The sequence below is a fragment of the Pseudomonas sp. NY15374 genome (genome assembly GCF_048068255.1).
Taxonomy (GTDB): Bacteria; Pseudomonadota; Gammaproteobacteria; order Pseudomonadales; family Pseudomonadaceae; genus Aquipseudomonas; species Aquipseudomonas machongensis.
In genome coordinates this window covers 80,861-106,292 of sequence record NZ_JBLUPZ010000010.1, presented here as the reverse complement: position 1 = coordinate 106,292, position 25,432 = coordinate 80,861, and the positions used below count along the sequence as shown (strand labels likewise).

General features: G+C 64.1%; 23 protein-coding genes and 1 riboswitch. Of the genes, 8 read left to right on the top strand and 15 right to left on the bottom strand.

Features of this window, described 5'->3' with window-relative positions; genetic code table 11:
* Positions 1 to 18: 18 nt before the first annotated feature.
* Positions 19 to 828: a rhodanese-like domain-containing protein gene (locus tag ACNFHO_RS20360; RefSeq protein ID WP_063546419.1), complete on the top strand. Its 810-nt coding sequence runs from the start codon at positions 19 to 21 to the stop codon at positions 826 to 828.
* A 9-nt stretch (positions 829 to 837) separates the two neighbouring features.
* Positions 838 to 1,701 carry an archaetidylserine decarboxylase gene (asd, locus tag ACNFHO_RS20355; protein WP_054893172.1) on the top strand — a complete coding sequence of 288 codons (864 nt, stop codon included), beginning with the start codon at positions 838 to 840 and terminating at the stop codon, positions 1,699 to 1,701.
* Between the two features lie 45 nt (positions 1,702 to 1,746).
* On the opposite strand, the gene serB is transcribed toward asd, so the two are convergent.
* Complete coding sequence (serB, locus tag ACNFHO_RS20350; RefSeq protein WP_054893171.1) at positions 1,747 to 2,961, bottom strand: phosphoserine phosphatase SerB; 1,215 nt, start codon at positions 2,959 to 2,961, stop codon at positions 1,747 to 1,749.
* A 135-nt stretch (positions 2,962 to 3,096) separates the two neighbouring features.
* Between serB and ACNFHO_RS20345 the strand changes: the two genes are divergently transcribed.
* Positions 3,097 to 4,569, top strand: a complete 1,473-nt coding sequence (locus ACNFHO_RS20345) for a histidine kinase (RefSeq protein ID WP_416767171.1) — start codon at positions 3,097 to 3,099, stop codon at positions 4,567 to 4,569.
* Between the two features lie 111 nt (positions 4,570 to 4,680).
* On the opposite strand, the gene ACNFHO_RS20340 is transcribed toward ACNFHO_RS20345, so the two are convergent.
* The 9 genes from ACNFHO_RS20340 to ACNFHO_RS20300 all read right to left on the bottom strand — a co-directional run bounded on the left by ACNFHO_RS20340 (position 4,681) and on the right by ACNFHO_RS20300 (position 13,987).
* The gene (locus ACNFHO_RS20340; protein WP_416767170.1) at positions 4,681 to 5,391 is read right to left on the bottom strand and encodes a PqiC family protein; all 711 of its coding nucleotides are present in this window, start codon (positions 5,389 to 5,391) and stop codon (positions 4,681 to 4,683) included.
* A 173-nt stretch (positions 5,392 to 5,564) separates the two neighbouring features.
* Positions 5,565 to 7,820 carry a DNA topoisomerase IV subunit A gene (gene parC / locus ACNFHO_RS20335; RefSeq protein WP_416767169.1) on the bottom strand — a complete coding sequence of 752 codons (2,256 nt, stop codon included), beginning with the start codon at positions 7,818 to 7,820 and terminating at the stop codon, positions 5,565 to 5,567.
* A 10-nt stretch (positions 7,821 to 7,830) separates the two neighbouring features.
* A complete protein-coding gene (locus ACNFHO_RS20330; RefSeq protein ID WP_054893167.1) occupies positions 7,831 to 8,349 on the bottom strand; it encodes a retropepsin-like aspartic protease family protein in 519 nt (172 codons plus the stop codon).
* Positions 8,346 to 9,332, bottom strand: a complete 987-nt coding sequence (locus ACNFHO_RS20325) for an esterase-like activity of phytase family protein (protein WP_200603076.1) — start codon at positions 9,330 to 9,332, stop codon at positions 8,346 to 8,348. Before ACNFHO_RS20325 ends, ACNFHO_RS20330 begins: the two co-directional genes overlap by 4 nt.
* Positions 9,329 to 11,233, bottom strand: coding sequence for a DNA topoisomerase IV subunit B (gene parE, locus ACNFHO_RS20320; RefSeq protein ID WP_063546429.1), 1,905 nt, complete (start codon positions 11,231 to 11,233; stop codon positions 9,329 to 9,331). The genes ACNFHO_RS20325 and parE overlap by 4 nt, the downstream gene beginning before the upstream one ends.
* A gap of 35 nt (positions 11,234 to 11,268) precedes the next feature.
* A complete protein-coding gene (locus ACNFHO_RS20315) occupies positions 11,269 to 11,877 on the bottom strand; it encodes a YqiA/YcfP family alpha/beta fold hydrolase (protein ID WP_416767168.1) in 609 nt (202 codons plus the stop codon).
* A 155-nt stretch (positions 11,878 to 12,032) separates the two neighbouring features.
* Complete coding sequence (cpdA, locus tag ACNFHO_RS20310; protein WP_226938354.1) at positions 12,033 to 12,842, bottom strand: 3',5'-cyclic-AMP phosphodiesterase; 810 nt, start codon at positions 12,840 to 12,842, stop codon at positions 12,033 to 12,035.
* Between the two features lie 84 nt (positions 12,843 to 12,926).
* The gene (locus ACNFHO_RS20305) at positions 12,927 to 13,379 is read right to left on the bottom strand and encodes a DUF1249 domain-containing protein (RefSeq protein WP_054893162.1); all 453 of its coding nucleotides are present in this window, start codon (positions 13,377 to 13,379) and stop codon (positions 12,927 to 12,929) included.
* Positions 13,370 to 13,987: an NUDIX domain-containing protein gene (locus ACNFHO_RS20300; RefSeq protein ID WP_054893161.1), complete on the bottom strand. Its 618-nt coding sequence runs from the start codon at positions 13,985 to 13,987 to the stop codon at positions 13,370 to 13,372. Before ACNFHO_RS20300 ends, ACNFHO_RS20305 begins: the two co-directional genes overlap by 10 nt.
* A 172-nt stretch (positions 13,988 to 14,159) precedes the next feature.
* Between ACNFHO_RS20300 and ACNFHO_RS20295 the strand changes: the two genes are divergently transcribed.
* Positions 14,160 to 14,906, top strand: coding sequence for an RsiV family protein (locus ACNFHO_RS20295; RefSeq protein WP_054893160.1), 747 nt, complete (start codon positions 14,160 to 14,162; stop codon positions 14,904 to 14,906).
* On the opposite strand, the gene cytX is transcribed toward ACNFHO_RS20295, so the two are convergent.
* On the bottom strand, positions 14,875 to 16,158 hold the full coding sequence (gene cytX / locus ACNFHO_RS20290; protein ID WP_416767167.1) for a putative hydroxymethylpyrimidine transporter CytX: 1,284 nt from the start codon (positions 16,156 to 16,158) through the stop codon (positions 14,875 to 14,877). The two genes, ACNFHO_RS20295 and cytX, sit on opposite strands and share 32 nt — an antisense overlap.
* A 162-nt stretch (positions 16,159 to 16,320) precedes the next feature.
* The gene (gene thiC / locus ACNFHO_RS20285; RefSeq protein ID WP_323453094.1) at positions 16,321 to 18,201 is read right to left on the bottom strand and encodes a phosphomethylpyrimidine synthase ThiC; all 1,881 of its coding nucleotides are present in this window, start codon (positions 18,199 to 18,201) and stop codon (positions 16,321 to 16,323) included.
* 158 nt (positions 18,202 to 18,359) lie between these two features.
* Positions 18,360 to 18,467: riboswitch (TPP riboswitch) on the bottom strand.
* A 160-nt stretch (positions 18,468 to 18,627) separates the two neighbouring features.
* Here thiC and ACNFHO_RS20280 point away from each other — a divergent pair.
* The gene (locus tag ACNFHO_RS20280) at positions 18,628 to 20,064 is read left to right on the top strand and encodes a TolC family outer membrane protein (protein ID WP_054893157.1); all 1,437 of its coding nucleotides are present in this window, start codon (positions 18,628 to 18,630) and stop codon (positions 20,062 to 20,064) included.
* 44 nt (positions 20,065 to 20,108) lie between these two features.
* Here the strand turns inward: ACNFHO_RS20280 and ACNFHO_RS20275 are convergent, their stop codons facing one another.
* The 3 genes from ACNFHO_RS20275 to ACNFHO_RS20265 form a co-directional block, all read right to left on the bottom strand.
* Complete coding sequence (locus ACNFHO_RS20275; RefSeq protein ID WP_414154387.1) at positions 20,109 to 20,543, bottom strand: hypothetical protein; 435 nt, start codon at positions 20,541 to 20,543, stop codon at positions 20,109 to 20,111.
* A 137-nt stretch (positions 20,544 to 20,680) separates the two neighbouring features.
* Complete coding sequence (gene waaA / locus ACNFHO_RS20270) at positions 20,681 to 21,961, bottom strand: lipid IV(A) 3-deoxy-D-manno-octulosonic acid transferase (RefSeq protein ID WP_063546445.1); 1,281 nt, start codon at positions 21,959 to 21,961, stop codon at positions 20,681 to 20,683.
* A gap of 100 nt (positions 21,962 to 22,061) precedes the next feature.
* The gene (locus ACNFHO_RS20265; RefSeq protein ID WP_112899311.1) at positions 22,062 to 22,952 is read right to left on the bottom strand and encodes a LysR family transcriptional regulator; all 891 of its coding nucleotides are present in this window, start codon (positions 22,950 to 22,952) and stop codon (positions 22,062 to 22,064) included.
* A gap of 87 nt (positions 22,953 to 23,039) precedes the next feature.
* Between ACNFHO_RS20265 and ACNFHO_RS20260 the strand changes: the two genes are divergently transcribed.
* From ACNFHO_RS20260 to ACNFHO_RS20250, 3 genes are all read left to right on the top strand, one after another.
* Positions 23,040 to 23,372: a DMT family transporter gene (locus ACNFHO_RS20260; protein ID WP_112899312.1), complete on the top strand. Its 333-nt coding sequence runs from the start codon at positions 23,040 to 23,042 to the stop codon at positions 23,370 to 23,372.
* 67 nt (positions 23,373 to 23,439) lie between these two features.
* The gene (locus tag ACNFHO_RS20255) at positions 23,440 to 24,615 is read left to right on the top strand and encodes an NAD(P)/FAD-dependent oxidoreductase (protein WP_416767166.1); all 1,176 of its coding nucleotides are present in this window, start codon (positions 23,440 to 23,442) and stop codon (positions 24,613 to 24,615) included.
* A complete protein-coding gene (locus ACNFHO_RS20250; RefSeq protein WP_372821930.1) occupies positions 24,612 to 25,424 on the top strand; it encodes an aldo/keto reductase in 813 nt (270 codons plus the stop codon). Before ACNFHO_RS20255 ends, ACNFHO_RS20250 begins: the two co-directional genes overlap by 4 nt.
* The last annotated feature ends 8 nt before the right edge of the window (positions 25,425 to 25,432 follow it).

Genomic DNA, 25,432 nt, shown 5'->3' with positions numbered 1-25,432 from the left:
GCTCCCCGGAGACCGTGGATGACTGATTTTTCCGGCTTGCCCCTGGTGATCGAAGCCGCCGACCTGCTGCCACGCCTGGATTCGCCCGAGCTGATCCTGGTCGACCTGAGCAGCGCCAACCGCTATGTCAGCGGCCACATCCCAGGCGCGCGGTTCGTCGAGGGCAAACGCACCCAGCTGGGACAGCCTCCGGCTCCCGGCCTGCTGCCGGCCCAGGCCGACCTGGAAAAGCTGTTCAGCGAGCTCGGCCACCGAGACGACGCAGTGTACGTGGTATACGACGACGAAGGCGGCGGCTGGGCCGGGCGCTTCATCTGGCTGCTCGACGTGATCGGCCACGCGCGCTACCACTACCTCAACGGCGGCATCCAGGCCTGGCCTGCGGACAAGCTCGTCACTGAAGTGCCAGCAGCCGCCAGCACGCCTGTGCGCCTGCGCCTGCGCGCCGAACCCACCGCCACCCGCGAATACCTGCAAAGCCGCCTGGGCGCCGACGACTTGGTGGTCTGGGACGCCCGCGGCCCGCAGGAATTCAACGGCGAGAAGGTCCTGGCAGCCAAGGCCGGCCACATCCCCGGCGCGGTCAACTTCGAGTGGACTGCAGGCATGGACCTCAACGACCACCTGCGCATTCGCAAGGACATCGCCGAAGTACTGCAGCAATTGGGCATCACCCCTGACAAGGAAGTGATCACCCACTGCCAGACCCACCGTCGCTCCGGATTCACCTACCTGGTGGCCAAGTCACTCGGCTATCCACGGGTCAAGGCCTACGCCGGCTCGTGGAGCGAGTGGGGCAATCACCCGGACACGCCTGTAGAAGTTTAAGGAAACTGCATGAAATCCCGTCTGTTCATCATCAGCCAGCACCTGCTGCCGCACCACCTGCTGTCGCGCCTGGCCGGCTGCGTCGCCGAGTGCCGCGCTCGCTGGTTCAAGAATGCCTTCACCGCCTGGTTCGCCAAACGCTACCAGGTGAATATGTCCGAGGCGCTGGTCGAGGACCTCACCGCCTACGAGCACTTCAACGCCTTCTTCACCCGCGCCCTCAAGCCGGGGGCGCGCCCCCTGGATGAAACCCCGGGCGCGATCCTGTGTCCGGCCGACGGTGCGGTCAGCCAGCTCGGTCCGATCGAGCACGGCCGTATTTTCCAGGCCAAGGGCCACAGCTTCAGCGCCCTCGAGCTGCTCGGCGGCGACCCGGCGCTGGCCGCGCCGTTCATGGGCGGCGAGTTCGCCACCATCTACCTGTCGCCGAAGGACTACCACCGCGTGCACATGCCGCTGGCCGGCACCCTGCGTGAGATGGTCTACGTGCCGGGCCGCCTGTTCTCGGTCAACCAGACCACGGCTGAGAACGTCCCCGAGCTGTTCGCCCGCAACGAGCGCGTGGTTTGCCTGTTCGACACCGAACGCGGGCCGATGGCGGTGGTGCTGGTGGGTGCGATGATCGTTGCCTCGATCGAGACAGTCTGGGCCGGGCTGGTCACACCGCCCAAGCGCGAGCTGAAGACCTTCCGCTACGACGAAGCCAGCCGCGCGCCGATCCATCTGGAAAAAGGCGCGGAACTGGGGCGTTTCAAGCTGGGTTCGACCGCGATCGTGCTGTTCGGGCCAGAACAGGTGAAGTGGGCCGAAGCCCTCGGCGCCGGGTCTGCCGTGCGCATGGGTGAGCAACTGGCGCTGCCGGTACAGGGCTGACCCGGGATCGCTGGGGCTGCTTTGCAGCCCCGCTGTTTCAAAGGTTCACACGCGCCCGTCGCGGTCACGCCAGCCCAGCAGATACAGCACGCCATCCAGCCCCAGCGTGGAAATCGCCTGTTTGGCAGACTGACGCACCAGCGGCTTGGCGCGGAAAGCCACGCCCAGGCCGGCCAGCGACAGCATCGGCAGGTCGTTGGCGCCGTCGCCCACGGCGATGGTCTGCTCCAGTTGCAACCCTTCCTTGTGCGCCAGCTCCTGCAGCAGGTCAGCCTTGCGCTGGGCATCGACGATCGGCTCGATCGCCACGCCCGTCACCTTGCCATCCACCACTTCCAGCTCATTGGCGAACACGTAGTCGATGCCAAGGCGTGCCTGCACCTGCTTGGCGAAGTAGGAAAAACCGCCGGAGAGGATTGCAGTCTTGTAGCCCAGGCGCTTGAGTTCAGCGAACAGGTGTTCGGCACCTTCGGTCAGGCGCAGCGAAGCGCCGATTTCGTCCAGCACGCCGACGTCCAGGCCCTTGAGCAATGCCATGCGCTCCTTGAAGCTGGCACGGAAATCCAGCTCGCCACGCATGGCGCGCTCGGTGATCGCCGAAACCTGTTCGCCGACACCTGCTGCCTTGGCCAACTCGTCGATCACCTCGGCTTCGATCAGCGTCGAATCCATGTCGAACACCGCCAGGCGGCGATTGCGACGGAACAGGTCATCCTGCTGGAAGGCGATGTCGATACCCTGCTCGGCCGACAATGCGAAGAAATCGGCGCGCAGGGACTGGGCGTCGGTCGGCTCACCGCGCACGGAGATTTCCAGGCAGGCGCGACTCTTGTCGGTGCTGGCGTCGAGCGCCACACGTGCCGAGAGGCGCTCGATCCGCTCGATGGTCAGGCCGTATTGGCTGATGACCGCACTCACACGCTGCAACTGTTCGGGCGTGACCTTGCGGCTGAGCAACGTGACGATGTGGCGATTGTCGCCATGGCCGTCCACCCATTGCTGGTAGTCTGCCTCGGAGATCGGGGTGTAGCGCGCCTGCAGGTTCAGCTCATGGGCCTTGGACTGCACCCCTTGCAGCAGGCCGGTGGCGACTTCATTGTCGGGAATATCGACCAGAATGCCGAACGACAACGTGCCATGCATGACCGCAAGACCGATGTCGAGGATGTTCACACCGCCCTGGAGCAGGACGCCGGTGATGGCCGCAGTGAGACCCGGACGGTCTTCACCAGTGATGTTGATCAGGACGATTTCGCGCAAGACCGGGCTCCAACTCGATGAAAAATGCGCATTCTACCCACTTTCCATGACCATCGGGCGCCATCGATACTTTGCCGACAAAACGCGGGTCGCTATACTGCCCAGCATCTTTTCCGCCATAAAGAGCCGCGCTCTGTGAACCGGCCCACGCCTGTCAAAACCGACAACTTCTTTCTGATGATCTTCCGAGCCCTGCGCCAGCGTCGTATTCCCCTGCCATTGCGCATCGCCAGCCACAACATTTTCCTGGTGGCGCTGGCCTTGGTGATCTATGCCTGCGTGATGGGCCTGCAGTTCAAGCAGGCCATGCACGAACAGGCCGATGCCGTCGGCCAGAGCCTGACCGTGCAGACCGCGACCTCGGCTACCGAGCTGCTGGTGTCCAACGACATCCTCAGCCTCAACGTGCTGCTGGGCAATCTGGTGAAGAACCCGCTGGTGGCCCACGCGGCGATCTACAGCGTCGACAACCGCATCCTCGCCGAGGCCGGGCAACGGCCAAAAAACAGCCTGCTGGGCGAGGCCGAAGGGGTCTACCAGACCAAGATCACCTTCCAGGACGTGACCGCCGGGCAACTGCGCATCAGCCTGGACATGAGCCAGTTCCAGCAACCGATGCTGATCAGCCTGCAGAGCATGGGCATTCTCGCGGCCATCCTGCTGGCGCTGGCGCTTACCCTCAGCCTGCGCCTGGGCCGCTTCATCTCGACGCCGCTGCTGCAATTGCGTGTCTGGCTGCGTGACCCGCACCCCTATACCCCGGCCATCGAGCGCCAGGACGAAATCGGCGATCTCGCTCGTCAGCTTCATGCCCGCCTGGCCCCGCCGCCACCGCCGGAGCCGGAAGAACAGGAAGACGACGAAGATGATTTTGCCGACCTGCATGTGGAGGAGCCGCCACGCAAGGCCGCACCCAAGCCTGTAGCGGCCAGGGTGGCCGCCCAGGACGACGACGCAGACGACGACGCCTTTGCCGACCTGATCGACGACACCGTGCACAGCCCCAAGGCACTGGCCATCCCTGAGTCTGACGAACCGAACACCAGCGCCGTGCTCGCCGTGCAACTCGGCTCCCAGGAGCAACTGCGTCGTCTGCCGCGCACGCGCCTGACCGAGTTGCTGGAGCGCTACCGCGACTGCCTCGACCAGGCCGCGTCGCTGTACGAGGGTGAAGTGCACACCCTTGACGACGGCAGCACGCTGTTGCTGTTCCACAGCCGTGACAGCGGCGAGGACTACCTCACCAATGCCATCTGCTGTGGCGAATTGCTGCGCGCCCTGGGCCACGCCCTGCAGATCGAGGTCGCCGACAGCGGTATCACCCTGCAGTTGCAACTGGGACTGGCGCTGGGTGAAGACCTGCTGGGCATGGATCAGGTCGACCTGCTGATGACCGAGAAGGCCCAGGATGCCCTGGCGCTGTCGCAACACAGCCGCAACCTGCTGCTGGTCGAGCGCCAGGTCAGCGACGACGCCCTGATCCGCCAGCGCGCGCGCATTCGGCCGATCGCCAGCCCTGAAGGCGCCTGCTGTGTCGAGCGACTGATGGAGCCCTACCCGTCGATGCTCGAGCGCCAGTTGGCGCGGATGCATGAGCGTCGGACCTGAATGGCCTGATCCGCGGTGCAGTTGTAGAAGCGGCCTTGCGTCGCGAAAGGCCTGCCATCCGGCACCCACAAAAAAGCCCGCATCACTGCGGGCTTTTTCATGTCTGTCGAATCAGAATCGATAGACTTCCATATCGGTGCGGATCGGCGAAGCCATCGGAATCCTCGACTTCTCCGGTTCCTTCTTCACCTGGACCGGAGCCGCTGGCTTTTTCGGCGCCTCTTCGGCGACCGCTGGCTGGTTCGCCAGCGGCTTGACGGCGACGCTCAGTTGCTCGACCAGCTTCTGCAGCAACTGCCCCTGGGCCTGGACCTGCGAGGCCTCGCTGCCCTCATGTTGTTGCTCGAGGTGGACGATACGGTTATCGCGCACATGACCACGACGATCCAGTACGCGCCACTGGGCATCGAGAATCGCCGGCTGGTTGACGCCCGAGTCCAGGCGGGTGATCGACAGCAGTACCTGCACATCCGGCGTGAAGCCGGTGCTGGCAGATGCAAGCACGACGCGCTGGCTGTCCAGGCGCCAGGCGAGCTGGCGCACCAGCAATTGGTCGATATCCGACGAAAGGCTGCCGGCCCAGCGACCGTCGGTCGCCGCGGTCAGGCTGCCATCAGGCTGACGTTGCAGAAAGGTTTCACGTTGCAGGTAGTCGGCTACCGATACCGGACCGAGCACGACCGCCATGCCGGCAGCCTGCGAAGGCTGGCCGGGGTCGCCGCTGTCGAGTTGGTACAGGGCCACCGGCTGGTGCATGCTGCACCCGCTCAGCCCCAGCAGACCCGTCATCAGCAGCGCAAATGGAAGGCGCAGAAATTTCATCATCCCATCCAAGCGGCCGCCGCCCGGCAACCGCAGTGATACTCGTGTGGATTCCCGCGGGCACACGGCCACGCCGGCCCCGCAAGGGGTGTATCATCCGCGAAATAGTCGCCGGACTCCAGCATTTCCGCCCGGAACGACGCTGAAAACGCCGTTCCAGACGAACAACCGGTTTACTCCGGGCGCTCCACCACCATGCCGTCGACGCGCTGGAATCCACGTGGCAATTTGCTACCACGACGTCCGCGTTCGCCTTTGTAATGTTCGAGGTCATCCGGCTTCAGTGACAGGGTACGCTTGCCAGCCTGCAATACAAGCGTCGATCCCTCGGCAATCACCGCCAGATCGGTGACGAATTCTTCACGACTGGCCACACGATCACCCGGTACGCCAATGATCTTGTTGCCCTTGCCCTTGCCCAGTTGTGGCAGGTCGGCAACCTTGAACACCAGCAGGCGGCCTTCGGTGGTGACCGCTGCCAGCCAGTCCTGTTCGCGGTCGGCGACCGGCCGTGGCGTCATCACCTTGGCGCCATTGGGCAGGCTCAACAGCCCTTTACCCGCCTTGTTCTTGGCCTGCAGGTCCTCGCCCTTGACCACGAAACCGTAACCGGCATCGGACGCCACCACATACAGCGCATCATCGTCAGGCAACAGCACGCACTCGAAGGTGGCGCCCGGCGGAGGCGTCAGACGCCCGGTCAGCGGCTCGCCCTGGCCACGGGCCGATGGCAGGCTGTGGGCCGCCAGCGAATAGCTGCGCCCGGTCGAGTCGATAAGCACCGCGAACTGGTTCGAACGCCCCGCCGCTGCGGCCTTGAAGCCATCGCCAGCCTTGTACGAAAGGCCCGTGGCATCGATGTCATGACCCTTGGCGCAACGTACCCAACCTTTTTCCGACAGCACCACGGTGACCGGCTCGGTCGGCATCAGCTCGTTTTCCGACAGAGCCTTGGCCTCGGCGCGCTCGACGATTGGCGAGCGGCGATCGTCGCCATAGGTTTCGGCGTCCTTGATCAGTTCGCTGCGTACCAGCTTGCGCAGCTTCGTCTCGCTGCCCAGCAAGGCCTGCAGCTTGGCCTGCTCCTTGAACAACTCGTCCTGCTCGCCACGGATCTTCATCTCTTCCAGGCGCGCCAGCTGACGCAGGCGGGTTTCGAGGATGTAGTCGGCCTGGATCTCGGTCAGCTCGAAACGCTCGATCAGCGCCTGTTTGGGATGATCCTCGGTGCGGATGATGTGAATCACTTCATCCAGGTTGAGGAAGGCGGTGAGCAAGCCGTCCAGCAGGTGCAGGCGCTTCTCGACCTTGTCGAGGCGGAACTGCAGGCGCCGGCGCACGGTGCCGATGCGGAACTGCAGCCACTCCTGCAACAGCGCGCGCAGGTTCTTCAACTGAGGACGGCCATCGAGGCCGATGATGTTGACGTTGACCCGGTAGCTGTTTTCAAGATCGGTGGTGGCGAACAGGTGCTGCATCAGCTCGTCGGCATCCACACGATTGGAGCGCGGGATGATGACGATGCGGCACGGGTTCTCGTGGTCCGACTCGTCACGCAGGTCGGCGACCATCGGCAGCTTCTTGTTCTGCATCTGCGCGGCGATCTGCTCCAGCACCTTGGCGCCGGAAACCTGATGCGGCAGCGCGGTGACAACGATGTCGCCGTCTTCGACTCGGTACACCGCGCGCATCCGAATCGAGCCCTTGCCGGTTTCGTAGATCTTCTGGATCTCGGCCCGTGGCGTGACGATCTCCGCTTCGGTTGGGTAGTCAGGGCCCTGGATGTGCTCGCACAGCTGCTCGATGGTCGCCTTGGGCTCGTCGAGCAGGCGCACGCAGGCGCTGGCGACTTCGCGCAGGTTGTGCGGCGGCACGTCGGTGGCCATGCCCACGGCGATACCGGTGGTGCCATTAAGCAGGATGTTCGGCAAACGTGCCGGCAATACCTGCGGCTCCTGCAGGGTGCCGTCGAAGTTCGGCACCCAGTCGACGGTGCCCTGGCCCAGCTCGCTGAGCAGCACTTCCGAGTAGCGCGACAGCCGCGCCTCGGTGTAACGCATGGCGGCGAACGATTTCGGATCGTCCGGCGCACCCCAGTTGCCCTGACCGTCGACCAGCGTGTAGCGGTAGCTGAACGGCTGCGCCATCAGCACCATGGCTTCATAGCACGCCGAGTCGCCGTGGGGGTGGAACTTGCCGAGCACGTCGCCGACGGTACGCGCCGACTTCTTGTGCTTGGAATCGGCATCCAGCCCCAACTCACTCATGGCATAGACGATGCGCCGCTGCACCGGCTTGAGGCCGTCGCCGACGTGCGGCAAGGCGCGGTCCATGATCACGTACATGGAATAGTTGAGGTAGGCCTGTTCGGTGAAGTCGGCCAGGGAACGGCGTTCGACGCCTTCGAGACTGTCCAGTAAGTCGCTCATGCGAGCCTCGTCATTTCAGGTTCTGGCGCAGCAGCATGGTGCCGCCGCGCTGAGTAAATTCAAGTTGTTTCAAAGCGCTCATGCCGAGCAGCACCGTCTGTCCGTCCAGCCCCGGCACCACCAGGGCACGCACATCACGCAGGCGGATATCCCCCAGTTGCAGGCTATCGAGCCGCGTGCGATAGCCCTCGGTGCGGCCATTGGCGGTACTGAGCATCACCGGCGCGCCGCGCTGCAGCGCCAGATCGCGAGCCAGTGCCTCGGGGATCGCCACATCGGTGGCACCGGTATCGAGCATGAAGTGCACGACCTTGCCGTTGATCGCGCCATCGGCGACGAAGTGGCCCTGGCCATTACTCAGCAGCCGCACCTCGATAAAGTCTTCGCCGCGTTCGGACTGCACGACACTGTTGGGGTTCTGCTGACGATCCTCCCACTGCCCGAAAAAGCGCGTGGCGAGAAACATCGCTGCCGCCCAGGCGAGGACCATCAGGACCCGGCCAGCCCGCTTGCCCGCTGGCTGGCTCAAGGCTTCGCGCTCCAGCCGCCCGCTGGCGCGGCAAAGCGCCAGACGATAGGGCGGTTTTCACCATCGGCACGGGTGCCGTTGTTGTTGTCCAGGCCGATCCAGGCACCGTCCTTGTCGATCACCAGGGCTTCGGCCAAGCCGAACGGCTGGTCGTAGCGACGTGTGTCGACCAGGGCATCGGCGGCGAACGACCAGCAGCGCTCGACCGCACCGGTGTCGGCGTCACGCCGGCAAATGCGGAAGGCATTGCGTTCCAGGGTGAACAGTTTGCCGTCGAACAGTGCAAGGTCCGCGAAATCTCGCGACAGCGCCCGCGAGCCTGGCATCTGTGACGGTTGCATCTCCACCCCTGCCTCGCTGAGCAGCACACAGCTGCGTCCGCAGGTCCATACCGCTTGCTGACGCTGCACGGCGATCAGCCCACGACGCTCGCGCTCGGCAGCCAACCACAGGCGGTCACCGGCCGGATTGATGGCCAGGCCCTCGAACAAGGCATTGAAGTGCAACAGCATGCCGCTGGCACGGGCCTGGCGAACCATGGCCGGATCGATCCTCAGCCAGTTCGGCTCGCCCTCGACCGGCAATTGCAGCACCGCCGCATGCGCCTCGCTGACCACATAGAAGTTGCCCGCGCTGTCACAGGTGATGCCTTCGAAATCCAGCTCGCCGCCACGGATGAACGACACTGCCCAATTTCGCGACTTCAGCCCCCAGGGCAGCCCGCTCTCCGGTACCGGCGGCGGGGTGAACACCAGGGCCTCGGCACGCCACACGCCATCCTGCTGTTCAAGCCGGTAGATTCGATCGTCGTCGCGGTCCGAGACGCCCCACAGGGCGCCACGGCACTGGGCCAGGCCCGACAGGTTACCGCCGCGCATGCCCTCGATCGGGTGCTCGGCGGTGAGCTTGAGCTCTGGCCAGTCGCTGGCGAAACTCGTCAGGCTGGCCAGCGCGAGCAAGGCTGCGACAAGCAGACGAATCAAACCAGGACCTCGGCCAGGTTGCCTTTGGTCTCCAGCCAGTTCTTGCGATCGCCCGCACGCTTCTTGGCGAGCAGCATGTCCATGATCTCGGTGGTACCGGCGAGGTCATCCAGGGTGAGCTGCACCAGGCGCCGGGTGTTCGGGTCCATGGTCGTTTCGCGCAATTGTGGCGGGTTCATTTCGCCCAGCCCCTTGAATCGGGTGACCTGGGGCTTGCCGCGCTTCTTCTCGGCGACCAGACGGTCGAGAATGCCGTCTCGCTCGGCCTCGTCGAGGGCGTAGTAGATCTCCTTGCCCAGGTCGATACGGTACAGCGGCGGCATGGCAACATAGACGTGCCCGGCCTCGACCAGCGGGCGGAAATGCTGGACGAACAGCGCGCACAGCAGCGTGGCGATGTGCAAGCCGTCGGAGTCGGCGTCGGCGAGGATGCAGATCTTGCCGTAGCGCAGTTGCGACAGGTCGGTGGCACCCGGATCGACCCCGATGGCCACGGCAATGTTGTGCACCTCCTGGCTGGCAAGCACTTCGCCGCCATCGACTTCCCAGGTGTTGAGGATCTTGCCGCGCAGGGGCAGGATCGCCTGGAACTCCTTGTCACGCGCCTGCTTCGCCGAACCACCTGCAGAGTCGCCCTCGACCAGGAACAGTTCGGCGCGCATTGGATCCTGTCCGGCGCAGTCGGCCAGTTTGCCGGGCAATGCTGGCCCTTGGGTGATGCGCTTGCGCTCGACCTTCTTGCTCGCCTTGAGGCGTCGGCCGGCGTTGCTGATCGCCAGCTCAGCCAGTTGCATGCCCAGCTCCGGGTGGGCGTTGAGCCACAGGCTGAAGGCATCCTTGACCACACCGGAAACGAACGCCGCGGCCTCGCGGGACGACAGGCGCTCCTTGGTCTGGCCGGAGAACTGCGGTTCCTGCATCTTCATCGAGAGCACGAAGGTGATGCGTTCCCACACGTCCTCGGGCGCCAGCTTGACGCCTCGCGGCAGCAGGTTGCGGAACTCGCAGAACTCGCGCATGGCATCGAGCAGGCCCTGGCGCAGGCCGTTGACGTGGGTGCCACCCTGGGCGGTAGGGATCAGGTTGACGTAGCTTTCCTGGACGCTGTCGCCACCCTCGGGCAGCCACAGCAGCGCCCAGTCCACAGCTTCTTTATGACCGGCCAGGCTGCCGCAGAACGGCTCGTCGGGCAGGCGCTGGAATTCACTGACCGAGTCGACCAGGTACGAGCGCAGACCATCCTCGTAGTGCCACTCGACCTTCTCGCCGGTGCCCTTGTCCTCGAAGCTGATCGACAGCCCCGGGCACAGCACGGCCTTGGCCTTGAGCACGTGCTTGAGGCGGCTGATGGAGAACTTGGCCGAATCGAAATACTTGGGATCGGGCGCGAAGTAGACACTGGTGCCGGTGTTGCGCTTGCCGACCGTGCCGATCACCTCAAGCTCAGTGGCCTTGAAGCCATCGGCGAAGGTCATCTGGTACTCGTTGCCGTCACGCTTGACCCGCACGCGGACCTGGGTCGACAGGGCGTTGACCACCGAAATGCCCACGCCGTGGAGGCCGCCGGAGAATTGGTAGTTCTTGTTGGAGAATTTGCCACCGGCGTGCAGCTTGGTAAGGATCAGCTCGACGCCCGATACGCCTTCTTCAGGGTGGATATCCACCGGCATGCCGCGACCATCGTCGCTGACTTCCAGCGAGTGGTCGGCGTGCAGCACGACCTGGATCGACCGGGCATGACCGGCGAGGGCTTCGTCGACGCTGTTGTCGATGACTTCCTGGGCCAGGTGGTTGGGCCGGCTGGTGTCGGTATACATGCCCGGCCGCTTGCGGACCGGGTCAAGGCCGGAGAGGACTTCGATGGCGTCTGCGTTATAGGCGCTAGCGCTGGGATTGGCCATGGGTTCTCGTCGTCAGTCTGGTGAATGCAAAAAGGTCAAAATACAGAAAAATCAAGCGCGTCATACTGCGCCCTGGCAATGCCGGCGAAGGCCAGCAAGGCCGGCAGACGCTGGGCGAAGCCTTGGAAGCTGTGGTCGCCGCCGGCCTCGATACGCAGGGCACAGGCCCGGTAATAACGCTCGGCGTGGCGATAGTCCAGCGTTTCATCGGCGGTCTGCAACCACACTTGATAGCGTGAGGCATCTTCGGGGGGTGGCATTTCCATTTCGGCCAGGGCCTGAACATGGTCGTGGGTCAGCTCCCAGGTTTCACCGCTGTAGTGGTTGCGCTGAGTACCGAGGTAGCCGTCGAAATGCTTGTGCGGGGTCACGGCCGGATTGACCAGCAGGGCCTTGAGGCCATGGCGCTCGGCCAGGTGCGTGGCATAGTAGCCGCCGAGGGAGCTGCCGAGCAGCAGCGGCGTGCCGAGTTCGGCGATGCACGCTTCGAGCTGAGCCATCGCCTGGCGCGGATGATGGTGCAGTTCGGGGACGCGCAACTGCGCGCTCAAGCCGAGCTGTTGCATCACCGCCGCGAGCTGGCGCGCCTTGGTGGACCGCGGCGAGCTGTTGAAGCCATGGATATAGAGGATGGAACCCGACATGCTGCCCCCGGAATCTGTGGCTTCGCGCCCGACGATGCGGGCACAGGGACGCGCAGTGTAGCGCGTTCGCCGGGTTTTGGCGCAAGGGTGGGATTTTCGCAACACAATCTTCAAATCCAACGACGGGCGCGACCTTCGCAGGAGCAGTAAATCTGTCAGTAACCCGGGCTGTTGAAATCCAGGGTCACCACGAAATCCCTCGCCCGCTCGACACCGGTCTCCAGCCGTCCGTCTGCATGCAGCCGCAGCCAGCGATACCCTGGCTGCTCTTCACTGACCTTGAAGTCTTCGCTGCGCGCGGCGAACTGGATGCAGGTCGAGGGCGTGGCCAGCAAGCGAATACCGTCGCGGACCTCGTCCCACTCCTGATGGATGTGCCCCCACAGCAACGCCTTCACCTGTGGATATGCCCGCAGACGCTGCAGCAGCTCATCGGCATTGCGCAAGCCGATCGGTGCAATCCAGGCGCAGCCGATATCCACCGGCTGGTGGTGGCAGCACACCAGGCAGTGGCGCTCCCCCACCGACGCCAGCGCGTTATCGAGGGTCGAGAGCTGGTCTTGTTCAAGAAGCCCATGGGTGGCACCCAGCACCGCCGAGTTGAGCATCACCACGCGCCAGGCGCCAATGTCGGTAACGGCATGGACCAGATCTGGCGCCACACGCGCCATGACCCTGGCCTCGTCATGGTTGCCCGGCAACCAACGGGTCGGCACGGCAAAACCCTCCGTCAGCTCTCGGAACGCAGCGTAGGACGCCACGCTGGCGTCCTGGGACAGGTCCCCAGTGCACAGCAACAGGTCGATGCGTGGTTGCTCGCGACGCACCTGGCTCACCACGTGGCGCAGACTGTCACGGGTGTTGAGGCCCAGCAGGGTGCCAGCCGGATCAGCGAACAGGTGGGCGTCGGTGAGCTGCACCACATGCACCGGAGCCTGTACGGAAGGAATGGGTGAATGCGACAAAGGCCGTCTCCTTGATCGGATTCGGCACGATTATGGCCGTAGAAAGCGTTGGAGCAAATACTCGAAACCAACCGACGTCACATTTCAACGCACGGTTTCGTACTCGTGGCCGCAGGCCAGGCAATGGCTCAGCCATTCACCGAGAAACAGGTTGAGCTGGGCCTTCTCGTCGGGTTGGTGCATGGCCGCGTTGGGGTACGGATAGATGCTGCGCAGGCGCCGAGCGTGCTCGGCACTCACCACTTCGGCCATGCGCGCATCGTGATAGACCTGGACCTCGAGTTGCGGCACCGGCAGCCACGGCAGGCTGTGCTCCTGGCATATCCGCAGCGTGGTGGTGTAGGGGCAGGCCAGCACTACGTCGAGCACCAGCACGCCAAGCATCTGGTCGCCCTGGGTCATGCCGATGCGTCGCGAGCTTTGCGTGGTGCGCATGTCCGGCAGCAGGCGCATCAGCCGTGCGTAATTGGCCTCGCAGGCAGCCTGCAGGCCGACGAGGTCGACCCGGTAGCGTTCGCGCAGCAGGTTCACTTCCACATCCCCCGGACTTCGTCACGGTTCAGCGCCAGCCACTGCAAGGCGATGATGCTTGCCGCGTTGGCGATGCGCCCATCGCGAACCGCCTGCAAGGCATCCTCGAACGACCAGACGCGCACGCGGATATCCTCGCCCTCTTCTTCCAGCCCGTGCAGGCCACCGGCACCCTCGCTGCTGCATCGCCCGAGGAACAGATGGACATACTCGTCACTGCCGCCAGGCGACGGGAAGTATCGGGTCATCGGCCACAGTGCGGAGAAGCTCAGGCCTGCCTCTTCTTCAGCTTCACGGTGGGCGACCTCCTCAGGTTGCTCATCCTTGTCGATCAGCCCGGCGACCAGCTCGATCAGCCAGGGGTTGTCGGTCTTGTCCAGCGCACCGACGCGAAACTGTTCGATCAGCACCACTTCGTCACGCAGCGGATCGTAGGGCAGCACGCAGACGGCATCGTGGCGCACGAACAGCTCACGGCTGATCTCGCGCCCCATGCCACCGGCGAACAGCTCGTGGCGCAGGCGCACCTTGTCGAGCTTGTAGAAGCCCTGGAAGCAATTGGCCCGTTCGACGATCTCGACCGCCTTGGGCACCGAATTCAAGGTGTCTGACATGGAATTCCTCATTACATCAACGACTGCGTCGCGCCATCCTACTCTGCGTGCCGCCACCTTTCATCCCTTTCCGGCGACCGGGACAGGCTGTCCTCACTCTGTTAGCTTAGTGGCGAACCGAAGGCCCTGCCGACGGTCCAAGGCCGATCATCCATGTTCTGCAAGGATCACCATGACGCTCGTCAAACTGACTGCCGTCGCCCTGCTGGCGTTGACCCTCGGCGCCTGCCAGAGCTTGTTCACGCCCAACTATCGCGCACCGCTCGAGGTCAAGCGCGACGCCTGGGAACACGTCAAACCCGGTTGCAGCGAGCGTGATTGCCCGCTGGTGAACATCGACACCGTGCACTTCCCGGCGCTGCCCAAGCTTGATGCCATCGTCGAGCGTCGCTTGCTGCAACTGACCGAAGACAACCAGCGCGGTACCACACCCACCACATTGCAGCAGTATGAGCAGCAATACCTGGCCAGCGCACAAGCGCGCAACAGCAGCTACCTGCAGGCCAAGGTACGCGAGCAGCATGACGGACTGGTGATCGTCGAGCTGTCCAGTTACCTGGACAGCGGCGGTGCCCACGGCATGCCGGGGCGGGCCTTCATCAACTATTCACGCAAGCAGGACAAGGTGCTCACGCTCCAGGACATGCTGGTGCCTGGCCAGGAAGAGACGTTCTGGAAGACCGTCGAGGAGTCGCACCGCGCCTGGCTGATCAGCACCGGCATGGACAAGGACGCCGAGTTCGTGAAGACCTGGCCATTCAAGCGTTCGCCGCACATCGCCCTGACGTACGGCGCGGTGGTGGTGAAATATGAGGTCTACGCGATCGCGCCCTATTCCATGGGCCACGTCGAACTGAAGATCCCTTATCCGCGCCTGAACGGCGTCATCAAGCCCGAGCTGTTTCCCGGCCGCGGATAACACCCAGCACCCCATATAGGCCACCTGCCAGCAGCAAGGCTGGGAGGGTCGCCCCAAGCTCTGGCGCCTCGTGCGCCAGCAGGTGGTAGACCACCACCCCCGCCAGCCAGGCCAGCAGCGCCGGCCAATGCAGTCCCGGCACCTGCTGCGGCAGGCGGCGACGGCGGATCACGAAGTGATCCATCAGCACCACACCGAATAGCGGCGCGAACACCGAACCGATCAACAGCAGGAAGTTCTGGTACTGGGCCAGCGGTGCCAACAGTGCAATCAGGGTGCACAGCAGACCGATCGCCAGCGCCAGGTGCTCGACCTTCAGCTTCACCAGCAGCCCCGTGGACACTGCCGCCGAATGGATGTCCGCAAAGGCGTTTTCCGACTCGTCCAGCAGGATAAGCAACAGCGGGATCCCCAGCCCTGCACCAGCCAGCGCCAGCAGCAAGGCATTCACTTCACCACTCGGAGCGAACGCCAGGGTATAGGCCACGCCCAGGCTCATCAGCCAGGCGTTGCCGATGAAAAAGCCCAGCGCGGTGCCGCCGAAGACGCGGCTGGCACGCTTGCCGAAGCGCGAGTAGTCGGCGATCAGTGGCAGCCACGATAGCGGCATGGCGATGACGATATCGAAGCCCACCGCCAGCGACAGCGAGCCATCGCCTGGGCGCCGCCAGAGGTCGGCAAGATCGGCCTTGGCGAACAGATTCCATGTCAGCCACAGGCAGGCGCCGAGCAGCAGCCAGATCCCCCACTTGCGCAACACCTTGCGCACGAAGGCCAACGGGCCGCTGACGGCCAGCAGGGTTGCCAGCGCGCCGAAGCACAGGGTCCAGAGCAGCGGGCTGTTCCAGGCGCTGCCTTCGCCGAAGGTGCGTGCGCCCAGCAGGCTGGCGGCGTCACGCATGACAATGATCTCGAACGATCCCCAGCCGACCAGTTGCAGCAGGTTGAGCAACGCCGGCAGACGCGCGCCATGGCGCCCCAGCGACAGGCGCAGACCGGCCATCGCAGAAAGGCCGGTATCGCTGCCGGTCACCCCCACTGCCGCAAGCAACAGCACCCCGACCGCCGTACCGAGCACGATCGCCAGCACCGAGCCCGCCAAGCCCAGGCCCGGTGCGAGCAAGGCACCAACCTGCAGGACCATCAGGCCGATGCCGAGGGAGAACCACAACGAGAACAGATCGCGGGCGCCGAACAGGCGCTGGCTGGAGGGGACCGGGTGATCGGGCGAGAAATGGCTGGGGGTGGTCATTGGAAGGGTCGCCAAAGGGGTTGGGATGTGTGGTGAAGCCTCCGGCCCTTTCGCGGACAAGCCCGCTCCTAGTTTGTGGGAGCGGGCTTGCCCGCGAAAGGGCCGGAGGCCTCGATACAAATGCAAAGACAGAGTGGCTCACCACCACCCTGCCGGCATCACTTACACCTTGTGATAAAGCTGGCTGCCTTCCTGGCGGAACCGCTCGGCCTGCTCGCGCATGCCCTGCTCGGCGGTCACATCCACGGCTTCGATCTTGGCCGCGTACTCGCGCACTTCCTGGGTGATCTTCATCGAACAGAACTTCGGCCCGCACATCGAGCAGAAGTGGGCAACCTTGGCCGATTCCTTGGGCAGGGTCTCGTCGTGGAACGAGCGTGCGGTGTCCGGATCCAGGCCGAGGTTGAACTGGTCTTCCCAGCGGAACTCGAAGCGCGCCTTGGACAGTGCGTTGTCGCGGATCTGCGCGCCCGGGTGGCCCTTGGCAAGGTCGGCGGCATGCGCGGCGATCTTGTAGGTGATGATGCCGGTCTTGACGTCATCCTTGTTCGGCAGGCCCAGGTGCTCCTTGGGCGTGACGTAGCAGAGCATGGCGCAGCCGAACCAGCCGATCATCGCCGCACCGATACCGGAGGTGATGTGGTCGTAGCCCGGTGCGATGTCGGTGGTCAGCGGGCCAAGGGTGTAGAACGGCGCCTCGTCGCAGCACTCCAGCTGCTTGTCCATGTTCTCCTTGATCAACTGCATCGGCACATGGCCTGGGCCTTCGATCATGCACTGCACGTCGTGCTTCCAGGCGATCTTGGTCAGCTCGCCGAGGGTTTCCAGCTCACCGAACTGGGCGGCATCGTTGGCGTCGGCGATCGAGCCCGGACGCAGGCCATCGCCCAGCGAGAAGCTGACGTCGTAGGCCTTCATGATTTCGCAGATCTCGTCGAAATGCGTGTAGAGGAAGTTTTCCTTGTGATGCGCCAGGCACCACTTGGCCATGATCGAACCGCCACGGCTGACGATGCCGGTGACGCGCTTGGCGGTCAGCGGCACATAGCGCAGCAATACGCCGGCGTGGATGGTGAAGTAGTCCACGCCCTGCTCGGCCTGCTCGATCAAGGTGTCGCGGAACAGCTCCCAGGTCAGGTCTTCGGCAACGCCGTTGACTTTTTCCAGGGCCTGGTAGATCGGCACGGTGCCGATCGGGACCGGCGAGTTGCGAATGATCCACTCGCGAGTCTCGTGGATGTGCTTGCCGGTGGACAGGTCCATGACCGTGTCCGAGCCCCAACGGATACCCCAGGTCAGCTTGGCCACTTCTTCCTCGATCGAGGAACCCAGGGCGCTGTTGCCGATGTTGCCGTTGATCTTCACCAGGAAGTTGCGGCCGATGATCATCGGCTCGAGTTCGGTGTGGTTGATGTTGGCAGGGATGATCGCGCGACCGCGGGCGATCTCTTCACGTACGAATTCGGGGGTGATCTCCTTCGGGATGCTGGCCCCGAAGCTGTGACCGGCGTGCTGCTGGTCGAGCAGGCCGGCAGCGCGGGCCTCCTGCAGTTTCATGTTCTCGCGGATGGCGACGTATTCCATCTCGGCGGTGATGATGCCCCGGCGTGCGTAGTGCATCTGCGAGACGTTGGCACCGGCCTTGGCGCGGCGTGGGTTGCGGACGTGGGCGAAGCGCAGCTTGGCGAGTTCGGCGTCGTTCAGGCGCTGCTGGCCGAAATTCGAGCTCAGGCCTTCCAGGCGCTCGGTATCGCCACGCGCGTCGATCCAGGCCGAACGCACATCGCCCAGGCCCTTGCGCACATCGATGATGACGTTGGGATCGGTGTAGGGGCCGGAAGTGTCATAGACCAGCACCGGCGCGTTCTTCTCGCCGCCGAAGTCGGTGGGGGTATCATGCAGGCTGATCTCGCGCATGGGCACGCGGATGTCCGGGCGCGAGCCTTGGACGTAGACCTTGCGCGAATTGGGCAAGGGTTGCACGGACTGCTGGTCGACTTTGGCCGACTCGCTCAGGCTGATCGCTTTTTCTTGTTTACTCATCACAGGCTCTCCAGACAGCTTCCTAGCGGGCGGAATGTCGGGGAGAACCTGAAAGGCGCGGACGCACCCCTTGGGTGGAGTGCAGTGCCGGATACATGGGGTGCCTTGGCTGCACGACAGCCTGACATTCCCGGACCTGGCACAAGAGGCTCCCCGGGAAGGCGAGCAATCTTGTTCCCTACGCAGGCGCTAACCTGATCAGGTTCAACGGGATCCGGAAACTCTCCGATCTCAGCCTTCGATTCAAGGCACCCCGACAAGAACGTGCGCAGTCTAGACTGGAGTGGTCGGCAAAGCCAAGCGCGTAAATGCACGAGAGACGAAAGGTGCAACAGGCGGATTGTTGCCGACAGCCAGCGGCACTACACTGGCGCATCGCACGAAACTCAACAGTTCAGAAATTCAATTTCGTACAAGGATTGCCCTATGCTGCGCAAACTTTCACTGGCGATTGCCGTGTCTTGTGCGTCCAACGGAGTGGTCTGGGCAGCGGATGTGCCCACGACGGTGAAGACCGACCTGGTCAGCGTCTACCAGGAAGCGGTGAACAACAACGCCGACCTCGCCGCCGCCCGCGCCGACTACGGCGCCCGCCGTGAAGTGGTACCGCAGGCCAGGGCAGGCCTGCTGCCCAATCTGTCCGCCGGTGCGGAAATGATGAACACCCGCACCAAGCTGGACGAACCCTCGATCACCTCCAACCGCAGCGGTAACTCCTGGAGTGCCACACTGTCGCAGCCGATCTTCCGTGCCGACCGCTGGTTCCAACTGCAGGCCGCCGAGGCGGTCAACGAGCAAGCGGCGCTGGAGCTGTCGGCCACCGAGCAGAACCTGATCCTGCAAACGGCCGAAAACTATTTCGCCGTCTTGCGCGCGCAGGACAACCTGGCTTCGACCAAGGCCGAGGAGGCAGCGTTCAAGCGCCAGCTCGACCAGTCCAACGAGCGTTTCGACGTCGGGCTCTCCGACAAGACCGACGTGCTGCAATCCCAGGCCAGCTACGACACCGCCCGTGCCAATCGGATCATCGCCGAGCGCCAGGTGCAGGACGCCTTCGAGGCGCTGGTGACCTTGACCAACCGCGAGTATGGGTCGCTGCAGGGTGTGGTCCACAGCTTGCCGGTGCAGGTACCGGCGCCCAACGACGCCAAGGCCTGGGTGGAGACCGCCGCACGGCAGAACCTCAACCTGCTGGCGACCAACCACGCCGTCGATGCCGCCGAGGAAACCTTGCGCCAGCGCAAGGCCGGCCATGCCCCGACCCTCGATGCCGTGGCGCGTTACCAGAAGGGCGACAACGACAACCTCGGCTTCACCAACCCTGCGCCGCAACCCGGCGTGCGCTACGGCGGTGACGTGGAGCAGACCAGCATTGGCCTGCAACTGAACATTCCGATCTACAGCGGCGGGCTGACCAGCTCACAGGTGCGTGAAGCCTATGCCCGCCTGAGCCAAAGCGAACAGCAGCGCGAAAGCCTGCGCCGCCAGGTGGTGGAGAACACTCGCAACCTGCACCGCGCGGTGAATACCGATGTGGAGCAGGTGCAGGCCCGCAAACAGTCGATCATCTCCAACCAGAGCGCCCTGGAAGCCACCGAGATCGGCTACCAGGTCGGCACCCGAAACATCGTCGACGTGCTCGATGCGCAGCGCCAGCTCTACACTTCGGTGCGCGACTACAACAACAGCCGCTACGACTACATCCTCGACAACCTTCGCCTCAAGCAGGCCGCCGGCACGCTGAGCCCGCAAGACCTTCAAGACCTGGGGCGCTACCTGAAAGCTGACTACAACCCGGACAAGGACTTCCTGCCGCCGGATCTTGCGGCCGCAGCCGCGAAGAACTTCGAGCGGCGGCCCTGAAGAACATGACAAGGGGCGAGCTGGCGGCTCGCCCGTTGTGCAGTTCAGTCCATGACAAATTTCACGGTATTTCGATTACCATCCTGCGTCAGCTCATGCGTGCAGGAGGCCAATTCGGGGCCCGTCGAGCTTGCAGAGGGCTGCAGACTCGCTGTTTCGGCCGTGTACTTGATAGTGTAGATGCAGGTGCGGTCACCGCTAGCCAGCGAGAACGACTCATGGAAGTCGTTACTCCCTAGCTCCCGTTCAACGAAATACAACCCTCCTCGACTTACATCGTCCACGTTGAACGAAGCTTGGTCGTCCACAACGAAGGTGTCGCCATACACATCGACGTTTGCGTTAGGATCCGCATGATCCACGAGCATCTCAATCCAGGGACCGTCGAATCCTCCGGTCTCGACAGGCCGAGGTGCAAGGTATGCGAATGCGGGAAGCGACGCCATGAGCAAAGCGAAAGACAGGGCAAGAGAGCGCATGTGGTAGTTCTCCAATAGGGATGCCCCAGCGGCATCCTCATGTCGAGCCTACTGACATCCCACTCAGCCACATCGCCACATAATTACCACCCTGATCTCATGCCGAACACATCCATGCAGACGGTCGAAAGAGGACATCATGAACGCGTCTGGATGAGCTTCCCAAGGGCCTCGAGCAATCGTTGCAGGGCACCCTGGTTGGCCTGCATCACCGCCCTGCCTGCCTCGCCCATGCGCCGACAATCCTGGGGAAGCTCAATCAGGCGTCGGACCGCAGCGGCCAGTCCTTCGGCGTCGTCCACCTGTTGTAACGCACCAGCTTCACGCAACATCGCGCTGATCTCGAGGAAGTTGAACACGTGCGGGCCGGTAATTACCGGCAATGCGAGCGCTGCCGGCTCCAGCGGATTGTGCCCGCCAGTGGGCACCAGGCTGCCGCCCACGAAGGTGATATCAGCCAAGGCGTAGAGGAACATCAACTCGCCCATGGTATCGCCAAGCAGGACCTGGACCTGCCCGTCTACCGCCGCACCCGAAGAACGTCGCACCGTGGTGAAACGTTCGCGACACAGTTCATGCACCGCATCGAAACGCTCCGGGTGACGTGGCACCAGGATCAGGAGTGCATCGCCATGCACCTGCAGCAGGCGCTGGTGGGCTTCGAGAATGAGCGCATCCTCGCCCTCATGAGTGCTGGCGGCAATCCACACTGGCCGCTGCAGGGCCGACCACTGCTCGCGCAACTGGCGGGCATGTGGCAGTAGTTGATCGTGCACCTTCAGGTCGAACTTGATCGAACCGGTCACCTGCACGCACTGCGCACGGGCGCCCAGACTGCGGAAACGCTCGGCCTCGGTCTCGGTCTGTACCGCAATCAGGCTCATCTCTTCGAGCATCGGCCGGGTCAGGCCGGCGAAACGAGCATAACCGCGTGCCGAACGCTCCGACAACCGCGCATTGGCCAGGGCCACGGGAATACCGCGCCTGGCGCACTGGTGGATATGGTTGGGCCACAGTTCGGTTTCCATGATGATGCCCAGCTTCGGACGCACATGATCGAGGAAGCGCGCCGCTGCCCAGGGCAGATCGTAGGGCAGATAACAATGCTGGACCCGCGGCTCGCTGGCGAACATCGCGCGGATACGCTCCGAGCCGGTCGGGGTCATGCAGGTCAGCGTAATGGGCAGGTCCGGGTAAGCCGCGAGCAGTGCCTTGACCATCGGCGCCGCAGCGATGCTCTCGCCCACCGATACCGCATGCACCCAGATACCGCCCTGGCGCATGGCCGGAAGCTTGCAGGCAAAGCGCTCGGCGATGCGCTGGCGATACGCTGGCGCCTTGCGCCCACGCAAGAACAGGCGCAGCGCGACCAGCGGCAGGCCCAGGTGAAACAGCAGGGTGTAGAGGGTTCTGTTCATGGCGCCGCAGTTTACTAGGGTCTGTCTGAAATGTGTCTGCACTCGCCCATACTACGTTGAAGACAGCCACCTCAGATTCACGGGAAAAAGGTCTGTCAGACTAGCCGATTGCCCGCAGGTGCATGGCAAAGCGCTCAGCCAGCCATTGGGCTGCCGGCCCAAGCGGCTCGTCGCGCCGCCAGGCCAGCTCGGCAACCAGCGCCGGCGGGCGCCATTCGCTATCGAGCTCGACCATGTGCGCCTGGTACGTCGGGTACTGCACCACGTGCCGTGGCAGCCAGGCCCAGCCCAGACCGCGCATCAGCAACTCGGCCATGACGTAGAAGCTGTCGGCACGCCAGACCTGAGCGCTGACCGGCTCGCCGCCCGGATAGTCGCTGTCCTGTGGGGCGATGAGCAACTGCCGGTGACGCGCCAGCTGCTGACAGGTTACCCGTCCGGCATGGGCAAGCGGATGATGCGCAGCACAGACCGTGACCATCTCGACGCTGCCCAGGGTACGGCGCTCCAGCGAGTCCGGGATGCTTTCGTGATGAAAAAACAAGCCGAGATCTGCCCGCCGCCCGACCAGCTTGCGCGCCACGTCGCCCTGTGCGCCACTGGCCAGTTGCACCTGGAGAAAGGGGAACTGGCTGGCCAGCTCATCAAGGCTGTCGATCACCGGCTGGTAGGGCATGGCTTCGTCCTGAGCCACCCGCAGCAGCGGTTCCTGGCCGCGCATCAAGGCCTGGGCGCGACCATCGAGCCGCTCGCACTGGCGCAACAACTCCTGAGCGTCACGCAGCAAGGCTTCGCCACTTTCGGTCAGACGCGGCTGACGACCACTGCTGCGTTCGAAAAGGATCACGCCAAGGTCTGCTTCAAGCAGCGCAATGGCGTTGCTCACGGCCGACTGCGCCTTGCGCTGGGCACGGGCCACGGCAGAAAACGAGCGTAGCTCGGCGACCTGGACGAAAAGCCGCAACTGTTCAAGGTTCCACTGTTCGGCCATTACCTATCTCCAGAATCGATAGGTAATGACTTTACCGCAATCAGGAACAACCTAGAATGCCAGACCAGTAACTAGAGGAAACCGATCATGAATGCCTACACCTATCTCGCCATCGCCATCTGCGCCGAGGTCATCGCCACCGCTTCGATGAAAGCGGTCAAGGGCCTGAGTACGCCGTTGCCGTTGCTGCTGATGGTGTGTGGCTATGCCGTGGCCTTCTGGATGCTCACGCTGGTGGTGCGCAGCATTCCAGTGGGTATCGCCTACGCGGTGTGGTCCGGCATGGGGATCGTGCTGATCAGCATCGCAGCGCTGGTGATCTATGGGCAGAAGCTGGATGTACCGGCCATGCTGGGGATGGCGATGATCGTAGGGGGTGTGGTGGTGATCCAGGTCTTCTCCAAGACAGCTGGGCATTGATCGATAGGCAACATTGCCGGGCACGGGCTGTATACTGGGCAATCGTTCCAGTTTTCGAGGTGCCCGCATGCCATCCGCCATTTCCACTGACGTCCTCATCGTCGGCGCCGGGGTCGCAGGCCTCTGGCTCAATGCCCGGCTGCGTCGCCAGGGCTATTCGACGGTGCTGGTGGAGCGCGCCAGCCTTGGCGGCGAGCAGACCATCAAGTCCCAGGGCATCATCCATGGCGGCACCAAGTACGCCCTGCATGGCGCGCTGACCGGCGCTTCGGAGGCCATCGCCGACATGCCGCGGCGCTGGCGCGAGGCCCTGGCCGGCAGCGGCGAGCTGGACCTGCGCGACACCCGCCTGCTCTCCGATGCCCACTATCTATGGTCGCCCGGCACCTTGGCCGGCAACCTCACCAGCTTCTTCGCCAGCAAGGCCGTGCGCGGCCGGGTCGATCAGGTCAAGGGCGAGCAGTTGCCACCGGCCCTGCAGGACCGCGCCTTCAAAGGCAAGGTCTACCGTCTGGCCGAGCTGGTCATCGATGTACCCAGCCTGCTCGGCAACCTGGCGCAACTGGCCGGTGACAGCCTGCTCGCTGGCGAGCGGATCGAACCACTGCACGAAGGCCAGGCGCTGGTCGGCCTGAAGGTCGATGGTCGCGAGATCCGCGCCCAACGCATCGTGCTCAGTGCCGGCGGCGGCACCGAGGACCTGCTGCATGCCCTCGGCCTGAGCCAACCCGCGCAGCAGCGCCGCCCCTTGCATATGGTCCTGGCCAAAGGCCCCAACCTCAAGCCGCTGTACGCCCACTGCCTGGGCGGTGGCACCAAGCCACGGGTCACCGTGACCACCCACCCGGCGGCCGATGGCCAGTGGGTCTGGTACCTGGGCGGCGACCTCGCCGAAGCCGATGGCGTGGCCCGCGAGCCAGCCGCGCAGATTGCCGCAGCGCAAAAAGAGATCGCCGGCCTGCTGCCCTGGGTCGATCAAAGCCAGGTGCGCTGGGCCACCTTGCGCGTCGATCGCGCAGAGCCCGCACAGTCGGGCCTGGTACGCCCCGACAACGCCTTCCTCAGCGAGCAGGAGCGCCTGCTGGTTGGCTGGCCGACCAAGCTGGCGCTGGCGCCAGACTTCTCCGACCGCGTCCTGGCCGCCTTCGAGCGCGATGGTATTCGCCCGAGCGCCCAGGCCGACCTGACGGACTTGCCGCGTCCCCCACTCGGCATGCCGGCCTGGGAGCAACTGCTGCCATGAGCCTGCCGACCCTGCACGATTTCCACCGTCCCTTGGGCGGCACCGGCCTGAAGGTATCGCCACTGGGGCTGGGCACGGTCAAGCTTGGCCGCGACCAGGGCGTGAAGTATCCCAACGGCTTCACCATCCCCGGCGACGACGAGGCCCGCCTGCTGCTGTCGCAGGCTCGCGAGCTGGGTATCAACCTGATCGACACCGCGCCGGCCTATGGTCGCAGCGAAGAGCGTCTCGGCCCGTTGCTGCGTGGCCAGCGTAACGACTGGATCATCGTCAGCAAGGTCGGCGAAGAGTTCGAAAACGGCCTGTCGCACTTCGACTTCAGCGCCGTCCATACCCGACGCTCGGTCGAGCGCAGCCTCAAGCGCCTGGAAACCGACCGTATCGAACTGGTACTGGTGCACTCCGACGGCAATGACCTGGCCATCCTCGAGCAGCAAGAGGTCTACCAGACACTCGCCGCGCTCAAGCAGGAGGGTAAGATCCTCGGCTATGGCTTTTCCGGCAAGACCGCCGTCGGCGGCCTGAAAGCACTGGAACAGGGCGACTGCGCGATGATCACCTACAACCTCAACGAGCAGGCGGAGCGCCCGGTGCTGGACTACGCTGCCGAACACGGCAAGGCCATCCTGGTGAAGAAGGCCCTGGCCAGCGGGCATATCTGCCTGTCTCCAGGAGTCGACCCGGTCCAGGCCAGCTTCGAGCTGCTGTTCGCCCATCCGGGGGTCAGCAGTGCTATTGTCGGCACCATCAATCCGTTGCACCTGGCCCACAACGTGGCCACCGTCGCCCGTATTCTGGGCCAGGCCTGAGCCGCTCA